19 protein-coding genes are annotated in these 12,001 nt (G+C 42.3%); 8 read left to right on the top strand and 11 right to left on the bottom strand.

Going from position 1 to position 12,001, the window contains the following annotated elements:
• Positions 1–6: 6 nt before the first annotated feature.
• The 4 genes from BBW65_RS05485 to accD are packed head-to-tail and all read right to left on the bottom strand — an operon-like array spanning position 7 to position 2,679.
• A complete protein-coding gene (locus tag BBW65_RS05485) occupies positions 7–1,020 on the bottom strand; it encodes a hypothetical protein (protein ID WP_066340811.1) in 1,014 nt (337 codons plus the stop codon).
• Between the two features lie 9 nt (positions 1,021–1,029).
• Positions 1,030–1,383 (bottom strand): RNA polymerase-binding protein DksA, encoded by a 354-nt coding sequence (dksA, locus tag BBW65_RS05490; protein ID WP_083986090.1) that lies wholly within the window; start codon positions 1,381–1,383, stop codon positions 1,030–1,032.
• A 10-nt stretch (positions 1,384–1,393) separates the two neighbouring features.
• Positions 1,394–1,843 carry a 23S rRNA (pseudouridine(1915)-N(3))-methyltransferase RlmH gene (locus BBW65_RS05495; RefSeq protein WP_066340813.1) on the bottom strand — a complete coding sequence of 150 codons (450 nt, stop codon included), beginning with the start codon at positions 1,841–1,843 and terminating at the stop codon, positions 1,394–1,396.
• Positions 1,840–2,679, bottom strand: coding sequence for an acetyl-CoA carboxylase, carboxyltransferase subunit beta (gene accD / locus BBW65_RS05500; RefSeq protein ID WP_066340821.1), 840 nt, complete (start codon positions 2,677–2,679; stop codon positions 1,840–1,842). Before accD ends, BBW65_RS05495 begins: the two co-directional genes overlap by 4 nt.
• A gap of 91 nt (positions 2,680–2,770) precedes the next feature.
• Between accD and recO the strand changes: the two genes are divergently transcribed.
• Genes recO through BBW65_RS05510 form a run of 3 tightly spaced genes read left to right on the top strand, consistent with a single transcriptional unit; the run spans position 2,771 to position 3,987 of the window.
• Positions 2,771–3,391: a recombination protein RecO gene (recO, locus tag BBW65_RS05505; protein ID WP_066340826.1), complete on the top strand. Its 621-nt coding sequence runs from the start codon at positions 2,771–2,773 to the stop codon at positions 3,389–3,391.
• Positions 3,364–3,492, top strand: a complete 129-nt coding sequence (locus BBW65_RS08165; RefSeq protein WP_199919390.1) for a hypothetical protein — start codon at positions 3,364–3,366, stop codon at positions 3,490–3,492. The genes recO and BBW65_RS08165 overlap by 28 nt, the downstream gene beginning before the upstream one ends.
• Before the next feature lie 15 nt (positions 3,493–3,507).
• Positions 3,508–3,987, top strand: a complete 480-nt coding sequence (locus BBW65_RS05510) for a DNA adenine methylase (RefSeq protein ID WP_066340827.1) — start codon at positions 3,508–3,510, stop codon at positions 3,985–3,987.
• Positions 3,988–4,031: 44 nt separating this feature from the next.
• Here BBW65_RS05510 and BBW65_RS05515 read toward each other — a convergent pair whose 3' ends face one another.
• From BBW65_RS05515 to BBW65_RS05545, 7 genes are read right to left on the bottom strand one after another with little or no spacing between them, the layout of a single operon-like run.
• On the bottom strand, positions 4,032–4,346 hold the full coding sequence (locus BBW65_RS05515; RefSeq protein WP_066340831.1) for a hypothetical protein: 315 nt from the start codon (positions 4,344–4,346) through the stop codon (positions 4,032–4,034).
• Positions 4,339–4,746 (bottom strand): N-acetylmuramoyl-L-alanine amidase, encoded by a 408-nt coding sequence (locus BBW65_RS05520; protein WP_066340835.1) that lies wholly within the window; start codon positions 4,744–4,746, stop codon positions 4,339–4,341. The genes BBW65_RS05515 and BBW65_RS05520 overlap by 8 nt, the downstream gene beginning before the upstream one ends.
• Positions 4,743–5,114, bottom strand: coding sequence for a hypothetical protein (locus BBW65_RS05525; RefSeq protein ID WP_199919391.1), 372 nt, complete (start codon positions 5,112–5,114; stop codon positions 4,743–4,745). Before BBW65_RS05525 ends, BBW65_RS05520 begins: the two co-directional genes overlap by 4 nt.
• A complete protein-coding gene (locus BBW65_RS05530) occupies positions 5,077–5,382 on the bottom strand; it encodes a hypothetical protein (protein WP_066340840.1) in 306 nt (101 codons plus the stop codon). The genes BBW65_RS05525 and BBW65_RS05530 overlap by 38 nt, the downstream gene beginning before the upstream one ends.
• Positions 5,354–5,545 carry a hypothetical protein gene (locus tag BBW65_RS05535; protein WP_066340842.1) on the bottom strand — a complete coding sequence of 64 codons (192 nt, stop codon included), beginning with the start codon at positions 5,543–5,545 and terminating at the stop codon, positions 5,354–5,356. Before BBW65_RS05535 ends, BBW65_RS05530 begins: the two co-directional genes overlap by 29 nt.
• Positions 5,542–6,426: a Mu-like prophage major head subunit gpT family protein gene (locus tag BBW65_RS05540; RefSeq protein ID WP_066340844.1), complete on the bottom strand. Its 885-nt coding sequence runs from the start codon at positions 6,424–6,426 to the stop codon at positions 5,542–5,544. Before BBW65_RS05540 ends, BBW65_RS05535 begins: the two co-directional genes overlap by 4 nt.
• 10 nt (positions 6,427–6,436) lie before the next feature.
• Positions 6,437–7,249 (bottom strand): phage protease, encoded by an 813-nt coding sequence (locus BBW65_RS05545; RefSeq protein ID WP_066340846.1) that lies wholly within the window; start codon positions 7,247–7,249, stop codon positions 6,437–6,439.
• Positions 7,250–7,373: 124 nt separating this feature from the next.
• Between BBW65_RS05545 and BBW65_RS05550 the strand changes: the two genes are divergently transcribed.
• The 5 genes from BBW65_RS05550 (at position 7,374) to BBW65_RS05570 (ending at position 11,979) form a co-directional block, all read left to right on the top strand.
• Positions 7,374–7,841: a DUF1804 family protein gene (locus tag BBW65_RS05550; protein WP_066340848.1), complete on the top strand. Its 468-nt coding sequence runs from the start codon at positions 7,374–7,376 to the stop codon at positions 7,839–7,841.
• Positions 7,842–7,907: 66 nt separating this feature from the next.
• A complete protein-coding gene (locus BBW65_RS05555; protein ID WP_066340851.1) occupies positions 7,908–9,437 on the top strand; it encodes a hypothetical protein in 1,530 nt (509 codons plus the stop codon).
• Positions 9,437–10,810, top strand: coding sequence for a phage portal protein family protein (locus tag BBW65_RS05560; RefSeq protein WP_083986092.1), 1,374 nt, complete (start codon positions 9,437–9,439; stop codon positions 10,808–10,810). Before BBW65_RS05555 ends, BBW65_RS05560 begins: the two co-directional genes overlap by 1 nt.
• Positions 10,811–11,554: a phage head morphogenesis protein gene (locus BBW65_RS05565; protein ID WP_066340852.1), complete on the top strand. Its 744-nt coding sequence runs from the start codon at positions 10,811–10,813 to the stop codon at positions 11,552–11,554. It abuts the gene before it with no gap.
• Between the two features lie 110 nt (positions 11,555–11,664).
• Positions 11,665–11,979 (top strand): hypothetical protein, encoded by a 315-nt coding sequence (locus BBW65_RS05570; protein WP_199919392.1) that lies wholly within the window; start codon positions 11,665–11,667, stop codon positions 11,977–11,979.
• Positions 11,980–12,001: the final 22 nt, after the last annotated feature.

Here is a 12,001-nt window from a genome sequence, read left to right on the forward strand (position 1 = left end):
AGTAATTTAAGAAAACTTAAAAAATAAGCTTAGTGGATAGTGCTTGTTGGCTTCCTTGAGGTCTAGAAATGCTTGAGCCCAAAGCAATTCCTCGCATTCTTCGGTGTGCAAATATTCTTGTGCTTTTTGAAACATTGAATACTCTAGTAACAAATACACATAAGCAACTTTGATATTTGGAGAGTGTGGAGCAAGGTTTTCCAAAAGATGCAAACAAGAATCAGGCGGATAATTGGTGTTGAGTTTGCCAAGCAAGGCAATCATTGCTTGTGTTGAAAACTTGGCTTTCAAAATCAGTTTTTGGAGCTGATCAAGCGGGATTTTGAATCCACCTTCTAGCAAGTGTGCAATGAGCTTTTGGGTGATTGTAGGAGAATATTCTGAAGCTGTGATTTTTTGGATCGCCTTGGCATCAAGCTGAGAGTGGAAAAGCGTATCAAGAGCTTTTTCTTGGAGTGTTTCTTGATAGTCTCCATTGAGGACTTCTCGTGCGAATTTCAAATCTGAAGCGATCTTGTTTTGTGTGTTTAGATTCCAAAAATGCGTATCTTTGGGGTATTGGATATTTGTCTTCAAAAACACGCCATTGGAAATCTGCTCCAAATCTTTGATGAGATGATCAAACTTGGCATTGCCACTCTCTGGGCTTGTGAGAATGGGGGTGATGTGACAGCGTTGCAGAGCTTTGGAAAGCGTTTGGTAAGCAGGGAGCTTGAAAGACAAATCAGAGTGATTGATGTCAAGCATTTGGTTTTGGATCTGAGTGAGCAAATGCTCAAAGTCTTTTTTGCCTCGATATGAATGGATTTGCGTTGCAATGCTGTTTGTCGTCAAAAACAACAAAGTGAGGACAAAAAACACACCTAGCGTGATGATGATCCAAACTGCAAGAGGGAGCGTAAGCTCTGATTGCATTCCCCAAATGTGAATTGACAAGTCCTCGGGATAAATAAAATAGGCACATAAGCCCACAAACACAATAAAAGCTAAACCTGCAATGAAGTAGTGGCGTATTTTCATTTTGACTCCTTATTTTCGATCTTTTTCATATATTTCACGACAAATGATACAAAATTTGGCGTGAGGTTTGAGCTCAAGTCGTTTTTCTTCGATGAAATCTCCGCACATTTCGCAAACCCCAAAAGTCCCTTCGTTAAGCTTTTTGAGTGCGTATTCTGTTTCACGCAATTCTGTTTGGTATTGCGTAAGTATGGAGGCATTGAGCAGACCTTGTGAATTGATAGAGACGATGTCGGCGTGATCGGGTGCTCTGTCTGAATGAAGCTCAGCAAAAGAATGTGTTGCAGTGTTGATGTGGGATTGAATAGACTGAATGCGTTCTTGCAAAATAATACGAAATTTTTCTATCATTTCTTGATCCATAAAATCTCCTTTATTTGTGGTAAGGGTGTGCTGCGTTGATACTCAAACCGCGATAGATTTGCTCACACAAGACAACTTTGGCGATCTGGTGGGAGAGTGTCAGTGGGCTTAGTGAAACACTGCGTGTTTGCTCCAAAAAGTCTTTTTCAAAACCATAGGCTCCACCGATAAAAAAACTCACCTCGCTTTGATCTTGCAAGATTTGGGCAAACTGCAGAGAATCTAGGGTTTTGCCATCGGGGTGCAGTGCATAAGAGTGGGGGCTAAGGAATTTGGCAAATGCTTGAGTGTAGGACTTTTGTGCTTGTTGGTAAGATTGTTGCTGGGCTTTGGCGATTTGGGGCGTGAAGATGTCTAGGAGTTTGAGTGTTGTGCCAAACGCTCTGCATTGCTGAATGATTTTGGAATAAAAATCTGCAAACAAATCGTTTTTGCCAATAGAATAAAGGTTGATAATCATTTGGGTTTGAGAATCTTGATGAGATGGTAGATGGTTTCTTTGAGGTCTTTGCGTTCTTTGACCATATCGATGAGTCCGCATTCAAGTAGAAATTCTGCCGTTTGGAATCCCTCGGGCAAATCTGCCCCAATGGTTTGTTTGATGACTCTAGGACCAGCAAAGCCGATGTTGGCACCGGGTTCTGCGATGATGATGTCTCCTAGAAATGCAAAACTTGCACTCACTCCCCCATAAGTCGGATCTGTGAGTAAGGAGATAAAAGGGAGTTTGTGTTGGCTTAGGCTATTGAGTGCCGCACTTGTTTTTGCCATTTGCATGAGTGAAAAGGTGGATTCTTGCATTCTTGCTCCGCCACTTGTTGAGACAATCACCAAGGCTTGATGAGAATCAATGCACCGCTTGATGGCTCTCAAAATCTTTTCCCCCTCCACAGAACTCAAGCTTCCCCCCATAAATGCGAAATCAAACACCACGAGCTGAAATTTTTCATCAAACATCAGCCCCTCCCCACTGATGATAGAGCTTGGGCGTCTTGTTTTTTTGACTCCTTCTTCAATGCGTTTTTTGTAGCTTTTTTTATCCACAAAGTTGAGGGGATCTTTGGGGGCAAGGGTTTGATCGTATTCTACAAAGGTATCACAGAGGAGGTTAATGCGTTCTTGAGCACTGATTTTGAAATGGTGGGTGCATTTTGGGCAGACATTTTGTTGGTTCAAAACTTCTTTGTAATAATTGATGGCATTGCATTTTGGGCATTTGACCCAATGGCTTGGGGCTTCATCTGATGTCGCTCTAGAGCTAGATCTAAATTTGCTAAAAAACTTTTCTAAACCCACTTGTTTTCCTTGATTCTGGTTTTAAAATTGGTAATTTTAACTTAGAATCTTAACAAAAAACAGAAATCTTTGAGTGTGTAAGGTTGCTTCAATGCAGGGATTTATTTTGCGTATTGCAAAAGTTAGAGATCAGGATTTGATCGTATCGGTTTTGACTTCTAGCAAAATACTTCAAGCCTATCGTTTCTATGGAATGAGGCATAGTATCATCGCTTTGGGACGCAAGATAGATTTTGATTTGCAATATCAGGGGGTGTATCTGCCAAAGATTTGTAATTTGATCCAGCTAGGCTATGCGTGGGAGCAGGATTATAGCCGTGTCTATGTGTGGCAGTTTGTGATGCGTTTGTTGTCCAAGCATTTGGTGGAAGTGCAGGAGTTGCCACGATTTTATTATGATCTATTGGAACAATCAGCCACAAAAATGCAAATGCAAAACCCTATGCGTGTGGCTCTTGAGATGAGTGCTGAAATAGTGGAGTATGAGGGGCGTAGTGCTAGATTGCAGAGTGAGATGTGTTTTTTGTGCGGGAGGGCGTTGCAAGATGGCATTTCTTTGGGGCGTTCTTTTTTGTTTGCACATCCGCAATGTGCAGGTGGATATGTGTTCAAACGCCATAAAATCATAGAGTTTTTGTCCCAACGCAGTAGCATCGGACTTGATGATTTGGAGGTTGAGCATTTGTGGAATGTTTTTGCATTGGGGTTGTAGTCTCAAAAGGTGTAAAGTGTGCAATGCTTGGGATTAATGGTGATTTGGTGAATACAAAGGTTGAAATCGATCGCAAAGACGGAAAAAATGAAAAAGCTTGATTGGGAGGGCGATGTGTGAATTATATTGGTTCAAAATACAAGCTTTATGCATTTTTGGAGGAAACAATAGAATCAACGCTAAGCCATGCTGGTTCCAAAAGTCTCAAAGAAAGTGTTTTTTGCGATGTTTTTGCTGGGACTGGTGCTGTGGGCAAGTTGTTCAAAAACAAGACTAAGCAAGTCATTGCTAATGATTGGGAGTATTATAGCTTTGTGCTCAATCAAAACTACATTGGCAACCACGCAGAGTTTGCAGATGTGCATTGCTTGTTTGAAGAATTGCAATCAGACACATCAACTCCGATCATCGAGGGAAAAATATATCAGCACTATTGTCTGGGCACTCATGGGACAAGGCAATATTTTAGCGATTACAACGGAGCAAAAATCGATGCTATCAGACAAAAAATCGAGTTGTGGTATCGTCAAGGCAAGATCACAGAAGCAATTTATTATCATTTGTTGGCTTCGCTTTTGGACGATGGGCACTTTTGACCTCACAAGGAAGCATGATAGTGACCACTTCCTTTGCACACCCACTAAGGAGGAGGATGGGAATAGAAAACATCAAGAACCTCATGCACTCCCTCCCTAAAAGATTGACAATCCTCATCTTTTTGCTTGATGATTTTGTATTTTGTGATGATTTTTTGCCTTTCATCTTGTTTTTGCTCCATAAACTCTTTGAGCCTTAGCTCCTTGTGCTTGAGTGTTGCTATCAGTCCATCAGCCTGCCCCTTGCACCTCACAAACTGCCCACTCTTTTCCTCATAAGCATTCTTGTAATACATCAGAGACATACACAAAACCAAAAAAACAGCTCCAATAGCTCCTGCCACTACACCTCTAAACATTGAGCCACTTCCTTACATCAAAGCTAGGACATTCTTTGTTTGGATCCAAATCCCTATGCCCTAGCACCTCCGCCCCCTTAAACTCCTCTGTGAGTTCTCCTAGCAAAGCCCTTAGAGACGCTTCTTGTTTCTGTGTTTTTGTATCCCTTGCTTTGCCATTCTTATCCACCCCACCCACCAGGCAGATTCCGATACTTTTGGCATTAAACCCCTTAGTGTGAGCTCCGATCTCCTCCACCCCGCGTCCTTTTTGGATTTCTCCATCTCTTTTGATGACATAGTGATACCCACAGCCTTTCCACCCTCTCTCTTTGTGCCATATATCGATTTCACGCACTCCAATATCAGATTGAGGGGGAGTGGCACTGCAGTGGATGATGATTTTTTCGATTTTTCTCACGCCCACGCTCCTTTCAGTCTTATTTTGATAGCAAACTCATAGCTATGAGCCAACCCAACAATAGAGTTCTTGATTTCTTCTAGTTTCACCTTATTAGGAAGCAACACATTCTCCAAAGTAGGGAGTTGGAGGATCTCTCTTTTGATCCCATCGACCTCCTTTAGTCCTGCCCTTGCATCACTTGCATTAAAAACAAAAAACAAGCTATACTCTTGGGTTTCCTCATTCCCCTGCACCCTTAGCCCTCTAAAAAGCAGATACCGCCCATTCTCATTGGGGATTTCTTTGAGGGGCTTAGCTCTAGTGGCGGTGCAAAGTTCATCAAAAACACTACAGATCAAACTCACTCCTTCTAGTTTTGCTTGCATAATTACTCTTTCTCTCGCTCCCCTCACTTGGAGCCTCTTTGATAACGCTCAAAGCTTGTTTATAGAGGAGCTCATCTTCTCCATTGAGTTGCACTTTGAGCAAAAGTTTCAATCTCACAAGAGCCACATCAAGGAGGGCAAAAGTAGGCACTTCTTTTCCTTTTGCCACTTCTTTTGCCTCTTTCATTGCATGCTCCAGATACTCCTCTTTTGGAGGATCTAGCAGAGAGGCTTCTGCCTTAAGCCTCCATTGCTCTTTTAGGCTCAAGCTCTTCCTCCATTCTCCCTACATGCTCCACCAAGCTTTCACAGATTGCCTCCAAGCTTGCCACTCTTTCCTCTAAGTTTGCCACTCTTTCTTCTAGCTCTCTCCCCCCATTTTCTACCCTCTCATTCTCTTCCCTTAACTTTTGAGCCTTTTCTCTATTCATTGCTCGCTTCCTTCACTTTTATAAGCAAGCTGCCACATTCCATACCCTGCATTATCTTCAGTATCCACTCCATAGAGGATTTCTTTGCTCATAAAATTGCGATCAGAGTTAGGCTTATCCAATGCGACAAATTCAGGCTTTTTATTCACCTGCAAAATGAAAGGCTTCACACTGCGACTTGTATCAAAGAGATACCACGCCTTATCATTGCTCAAATGATCACACACCAAAAGCTCACACATTCCATAAGTGATATTGCTAGAGCCCTCTATTGTTTGAGCCTTGAGGATTTTGAGGGCTGTTGCCTCTAGTTCAGGAGGCACAACGAGCAAGTTAGGACGGATTCCAAGAGGAGTGCCATGAGAATTCACCAAACTCCTCATCTCCTTTCTTGCCTCCAAAAAGCTCTCCGCACTTAGCACCTTTGTTCCTTTGTTGCCAAAGCTCTGACTACCTACATTATGATCAGTGGCGAAAAACTTCTTCCCATCAAAACAATCCCCATTATCCTCCAAAAGCTTGAAAATGAGTTGATTGTAGTGCATACTCACACTCTCTGCCAAACTCTGTATCTGTGGCTTGACAATCCCCAAATTATCATAGATCAAATTATCCCTATGGATTTTGATTGTTGCCTCCCAATCTTTCTTTTTGATTGTGTAGTTGTGGGCTGAGAGTTCTTTGAGTGTTCTCTCTCCCACCCACTCTTTCATACTAGGAAGGTCTGCAATCCAGGCATAATCTGTCACGATGGTATTACTCAATACCTCAAGTGAGATCTTTTTGTAGTCATCATTTTGCTTGACAAGGCTCTCATTAAACACCTTAGAAAAGCCCTTACTCACATTCTCCATAAAACTTGCGTCCAACTTATTTGGCATTTTTTTCTCCTTAATCTAAATTTTCAAGCCCTAAACTTTGGGCGATTTTCTCTTTATCTGTGCTTTGCGTTGAGTTTTTTTGCAAATCCGCCAGATCACTTCCTTTCAAAACCTCCTTAGCCTCATAAGCACACATAGACAAAAAGCTCTCCAGTGCCTCACCGCTAAGTTTGCTAGCCTCCTCCTCTCTTTTTTTAAGCATTCTATTCCCCATCAAAGCATTCTTGACTTTGGTGCTAGTGAGCTTGCTCTCATACTCTTTGATGATTGCCTCTTTTTCTTTTTCTAGCTCTTTGACTGAGGAGAGAAGCTTTTCATTCTCCTGCTTGAGTTGTTCAATCTCTGCCTTGAGCTCTTTATTCTCTTGCTTGAGCTTTTCATTCTCTTTTTGCATTCCCTCTCCCTCCTCTTTGGAGTTGAGGCTCTTTTTCAACAGATTGGGGTGGTTGACTAGTCCCACACTATGGATCCCTTTGACCACCATTGCCTCGCCTTGATATTCTGTCAAATATGCCGGTGAGAGATAGCGGTAGGCTTTGTTTTTTACTAGCTCCTCCCCCTTTGGCGTAAGCTCTAGCTTTGCATAGATTCCATCATCTTTTGCTTCCAAACTATTAAGTGCAAACCACCCAACAGCCTCTCCTCCACAATGATCTACATCAAGCATCAGATCCACTCCACCTTTTTTGGTAGCCTTTATCACTTCTTCTGCATTGATGGCAAACACTCTTCCATCTCTTCCGACAACCTTTTCTCCCACAGGAGAAATCTTGATTTTGTCATCTTTTGAGACTTCATTGAATTCGATCAAAAACTCTCTCATTCCCGCTCCTTATTTTTTTGATTGGAATTCTAAATGGAGGCAAGCCCCCAATTTTGCGAATTTTTCCTCAAAATAACGATTAGGACTAGGTAAAAATTCCACTCTTAAGAAAAAGGAGGAGGATTTGAACCCACAACGCCAAGAAATCAAAAATGCTTATCTCAAAGGAAAAGAGATTAGTTCTATTTGCACACTTTTTGACATCACGCGCTCGACTTTTTACTACCACAAGAAAAAAGCCAAAGAAGCAGGAGATGATTGGGATGAAGCGTTTTTGAGAGAAAAAAGAGGAGAGGAGGAAATAAAAGCAAGTGAGGAATATTTTCTTGCCACCCTCATTGCCTCTTTTGAAAAAGCATTGCTAGAAGGTGCTAACCCCTCCTTAGAGAAGCTCAACAAATACGCCCAAACTTATTGGAAACTCAAAGCCCCCAAAAACGATGATGAGTTCAAACTCAAAGACAAACTTAGAGAAAAAGCAGAGCTCACCATCAAAGAGTTAGCCCATCTTGCCCTAGAGCTTGAGCAAAAAGAAGTGATAGATTTTTTGAGCACACACCACGAGGAAATCATCAAAAGGGTTTTTAAATGAAAACCAAAACCCCCTTTAAAACCCCTTTAAATCCCTTTAAAATCGTTTTAAAACATAAGGGGCGATATGAATAACCTCAAAGAACTCCAAAGCTTTTTAAAAGCACTTCCTGCATTAAATGACAAAGACAAAGCAAAAAGAGTGCAAAAAGCCAAAACTGATTTTCGATTTTTTGTCCAAACCTACCTCTCCCACCATGTAAGCCCCACCGAAACTTCTCTGTTTAGAAACTACATCTATGACCACCTTGAGGACTTATCCCAAAAACACAACAAGATTTTGATAGAAGCCTACAGAGGAGGAGCCAAAACCACACTCATCACGCGTCTTTTCTCTCTTTGGAAACTCCTAAGGGGAGACAAACGCTATCTCATCATTATTAGCTCCACTCTAGATCTAGCCAAAGAGAGTATCGAGCTACTCTCCCTTGAGATTCAAGAAAACATAAGGCTAAAAAGCGACTTTTCCCTCACTCCCTTCCTCAGTGCCACAAGTGAAGAGATGAGCTTTTGTTGCGATGGCATTCCTTGCAAACTCAAAGCCTTTGGAGCAGGCAAAAAACTAAGGGGGACAAACTTTCTAAGTATGCGTCCAGATTTGGTGGTTTGTGATGATATCGAAAACGATGAAAATGTCACAAGCTCCACCCAGCGAGACAAACTCTACTCTTGGTTCAACAAAGCTGTTTTAAAGCTCCCAGCTAGGACCAACCCCACTTACAACATCATCATTGTAGGCACTATTCTCCACTACGACTCTTTGCTCAAAAGGATTGAAAAAAGGAGCGATTTCTACTTCAAATCCTTCCCCCTAGTGATCAATTTCCCAAGCAATCTAGATGAGCTCCACAAAGAAAACCTTAGCTCCTTCCTCCCTCTAGATTTCCTCCTTGATGATCCTAGTATCAAAGCAAGCGATGTGTTAAGCGACTATCTAGAAGACAAAAGCTCCTTTATGAGCGAATTCCAAAACCAACCTCTAGACAGAGAAAACGCCCCTCTAAGCTCTTTTAGCACCTATGAGGTTTTACCCTCCCAAATTGATTGTATCTATATTGGGATTGATCCCTCTTTGGGCAAAGCAAGGAGTGATTATTTTGCTTTGAGCTTTTTGCATTACTCTAAACCTCTCAAGCAATTCTTTTGGGAAGCTCATGGATACAAAATCACCCCAGATCTAATGATTGAAAAAATCCTAGACCTCACGCTCAAAAAGCTCAAAATCTGCAAAAAGATTATGATTGCTTGTGAAAGCATCGCATTCCAAGAGTTTTTCAAAGACAGCCTCAAAAAAGCCTTCTATGAGCAAAACCTAATCCTCCCAATCATTGGGGTTAAACCCACAGCCCACAAAGAAGTCCGCCTAGATAGCCTCTCCCCACTTCTTTCCTCCTCTATTTTTCTCATTGACCAAAAAAGCACCCTTTTGCAAGAGGAGCTCTCTACCTATCCCAAATGTGCCCACGATGATTTGCTTGATAGTGGAGACATTGCCTATCTTGCATTTATGCACTCAAGCGTGTGCGATTACAAAAACGCCAAAATCTCCTCCAAACTCAAAGGGAGATTCCAATCCATCAAAGAAAGGTATAGCTAATGTTTAAATTTTTCAAAAAGAAAAGAGCCACACTGATGCTCAACCCCAACTCCAAAACCACACTAGGAGGGATCAGTTACTCTTTGACCAAAAAAGCCCTCAAAGAGCAAGACCTAAACGCCTTTATCTCTATTTTTGACTACCTCCTCGCCACAGACACACAAATTTCAAGCGAGATTTACAAACGCAAAAGTGCTCTCACCTCTCTCCCTCTAGTCTGCACTTCCACCGACACTGCCCAAGAGGCTTTCATCACCTCCCTTATCCACAAACACTCCTTTAGGAGATTCCTATTTGATTGCTCTAGCTCTATCGCTTATGGCTTTTCTGCCTTTATTTTGGAATGGAGCAAAGAGGGCGAGTTTTTCTACCCCTCCCCTAGACTGATTCCTCATTCCTATATCCAAGAGGAGAGAGGTGAGCTTTTTGTATATAACTCAGGAGCAAAAATCTATCTCAAAGATAGAAGCGATGTGTGGCTGATTTACCACCCCACAGATAGTGGAGACCTCCTCAAAAGCTCTTTGATGCACAAAGTCTGTATCATTGCCTCACTCAAAGCTTCTGTAGTTTCCAAAAATATGCTTTTCTTTGACTCTCTCTCTATCCCTCCCCTCATCATCAGATCAGATGCCATCAATGACGAAGAAAATGCCAAAGAAATCCTAGAGAGTGCTCTAGAGCTTAGAAGCAATGGAGTGGCACTCTTTGCACAAAACGACATTCTAGAGCTCCTAAGCTCCCCCCAAGACAAAGGAAACTTCCTAGAGTTTATCCGCTATTGTGATGAATGTATCTCCAAAGTCATCACAGGGCAGGTTTTGGCAGGCAACTCCACCCTCAATGGCACCCAAGCCCTAGGCAAAGTGCACGAAAAAATCATGCAAGGCATTAGCGAGCACGATAGTTTGCTTTTGGGAGAAAGCGTGCAAAACCTCATAGAGCTGACTCTAAGCCTCAACTTCTCAAATCCTGCCCCCTTTTCCTTTGGCTTTGACTCCAATACCGAAATCGATGAAAAAACCCAAAGCGAGGTATATCTCAATCTTACAGGTATGGGATATGAGATCCCTATTGAGCATCTAGAGAAAACCTTCAAAATCAAAGGGCTAAAAAAGCTAGACCCCACCCCAAATCTCAACCACACTCTCTCCCTAGAAGCCAACCAAACCAAACACTCCCTCCCCCTAGACAAATTCAAGCTCCCATTGCCCACGATCTTAGAGTCTCTCATCAATGAGAGCTCAAGCTTTGAGGAAGTGCAAGAGAAAATCTTAGAGAGATTTAATGCAGCAGAGATTGAAGCACTAGAGGAGGAGTTGATGAAATACCTCACAAATGCTACAATCAAAGGGGCGCTCAATGAGGCTTAAATGCTAGATTTTACCACCCCTCCTTTGCAGGCTATTGCCTATCTTTTGAGCAAAAAACCCCTTGCTTTGAGAGACAAAGCAGACTTCAGACACCACACCGCTCAAACTGCCTTCACCATTAGTGGGATTACAAATATTGACCGCTTGAGTGCATTCCAAAACTCCATAGCTCTTGCAATGCTCAAAGGGCAGAGTTTTTCAGAGTGGAAAAAGGCAAATGCAAACTTGATAGAGGGTTGGGAGGGAGCAAACCCCAAAAGACTAAAGAAAATCTATGCCCACAATCTCAAAAACGCCTACGCGTCAGGGAGAAAGATGGAGATGATGAGCCGTCCAGCTTTTAAAACCCCCAAAGATAGAGAGGGGATAGAAGATGGTTGGTTTTTTAGATTTTCCTGCGTTCTTGACTCTGCGACAAGACCCACCCATCGTGTTTTGCACGGGACAATCTTACCTAGGAATCACTCCTTTTGGGACACCCACACCCCTCCACTTGATTGGGGCTGCCGTTGTAGGATTGATATTTTTAGCTCCTATGATTTAGAGCAAAAAGGTTGGACTCCTTCCTCCACCCCACCCATTAGCTCTATTGCCAACCCCTTTGCCTCCTCCTCCACTAGCTCCCACTTAGCCCACATCATCGCCAAAAAGCTAGAAGCCCACTCCCACAACAAAACCGCCTCAAAAGCTCTCCACTCATTGCAAACAGAGCTAAAAAAAGAGAGAAAACCTTCAAAGCTCTAAGGAGGCTTTATGATAGCCCTGATCTAAAAACCCCTTACTCTATTGGCTCTATCCCCAGCACCCTCACTTCTCTTTTGGGGCCAAAAGAAGTGGGGATTGTTGCAGATACGATGAGACGCCACAAGAGCAAACACCCAGAGATTGACGCCTTTGACTACAGCCTCATTCCCTACATACTAGAAAACATTGATTCTCTCTATACAGATCCCAAAGATGAGCGTTACCTCATTCTTATAAGCAAAAAGTTTGACAGACATTATCGTTTGGCTCTAAAACACATCAAAGAGAAAAATGAAATATGGGTGAGTTCTTTGGTAGGAATTGATAGTGAAAAAAAGATTTTAAGAGAAAAAAGAAAGCTAGAGAGAAACAAAACCTTAGTCGTGGTAAAGGATAGACCCACGCCCTATGCTCCTATGAGGTAGAGAAGTGTCTCAAGCTGACTCC

The sequence above is a fragment of the Helicobacter enhydrae genome (genome assembly GCF_001693335.1).
Classification (GTDB): domain Bacteria; phylum Campylobacterota; class Campylobacteria; order Campylobacterales; family Helicobacteraceae; genus Helicobacter_G; species Helicobacter_G enhydrae.

Excerpts from the sequence above, each read along its gene's own strand:
- BBW65_RS05485 (WP_066340811.1), bottom strand. The coding sequence starts at position 1,020 with ATGAAAATACGCCACTACTTCATTGCAGGTTTAGCTTTTATTGTGTTT.
- dksA (WP_083986090.1), bottom strand. The coding sequence starts at position 1,383 with ATGGATCAAGAAATGATAGAAAAATTTCGTATTATTTTGCAAGAACGC.
- BBW65_RS05495 (WP_066340813.1), bottom strand. The coding sequence starts at position 1,843 with ATGATTATCAACCTTTATTCTATTGGCAAAAACGATTTGTTTGCAGAT.
- recO (WP_066340826.1), top strand. The coding sequence starts at position 2,771 with ATGCAGGGATTTATTTTGCGTATTGCAAAAGTTAGAGATCAGGATTTG.
- BBW65_RS05515 (WP_066340831.1), bottom strand. The coding sequence starts at position 4,346 with ATGTTTAGAGGTGTAGTGGCAGGAGCTATTGGAGCTGTTTTTTTGGTT.
- BBW65_RS05525 (WP_199919391.1), bottom strand. The coding sequence starts at position 5,114 with ATGCAAGCAAAACTAGAAGGAGTGAGTTTGATCTGTAGTGTTTTTGAT.
- BBW65_RS05535 (WP_066340842.1), bottom strand. The coding sequence starts at position 5,545 with ATGAATAGAGAAAAGGCTCAAAAGTTAAGGGAAGAGAATGAGAGGGTA.
- BBW65_RS05540 (WP_066340844.1), bottom strand. The coding sequence starts at position 6,426 with ATGCCAAATAAGTTGGACGCAAGTTTTATGGAGAATGTGAGTAAGGGC.
- BBW65_RS05545 (WP_066340846.1), bottom strand. The coding sequence starts at position 7,249 with ATGAGAGAGTTTTTGATCGAATTCAATGAAGTCTCAAAAGATGACAAA.
- BBW65_RS05555 (WP_066340851.1), top strand. The coding sequence starts at position 7,908 with ATGAATAACCTCAAAGAACTCCAAAGCTTTTTAAAAGCACTTCCTGCA.
- BBW65_RS05560 (WP_083986092.1), top strand. The coding sequence starts at position 9,437 with ATGTTTAAATTTTTCAAAAAGAAAAGAGCCACACTGATGCTCAACCCC.
- BBW65_RS05565 (WP_066340852.1), top strand. The coding sequence starts at position 10,811 with ATGCTAGATTTTACCACCCCTCCTTTGCAGGCTATTGCCTATCTTTTG.
- BBW65_RS05570 (WP_199919392.1), top strand. The coding sequence starts at position 11,665 with ATGAGACGCCACAAGAGCAAACACCCAGAGATTGACGCCTTTGACTAC.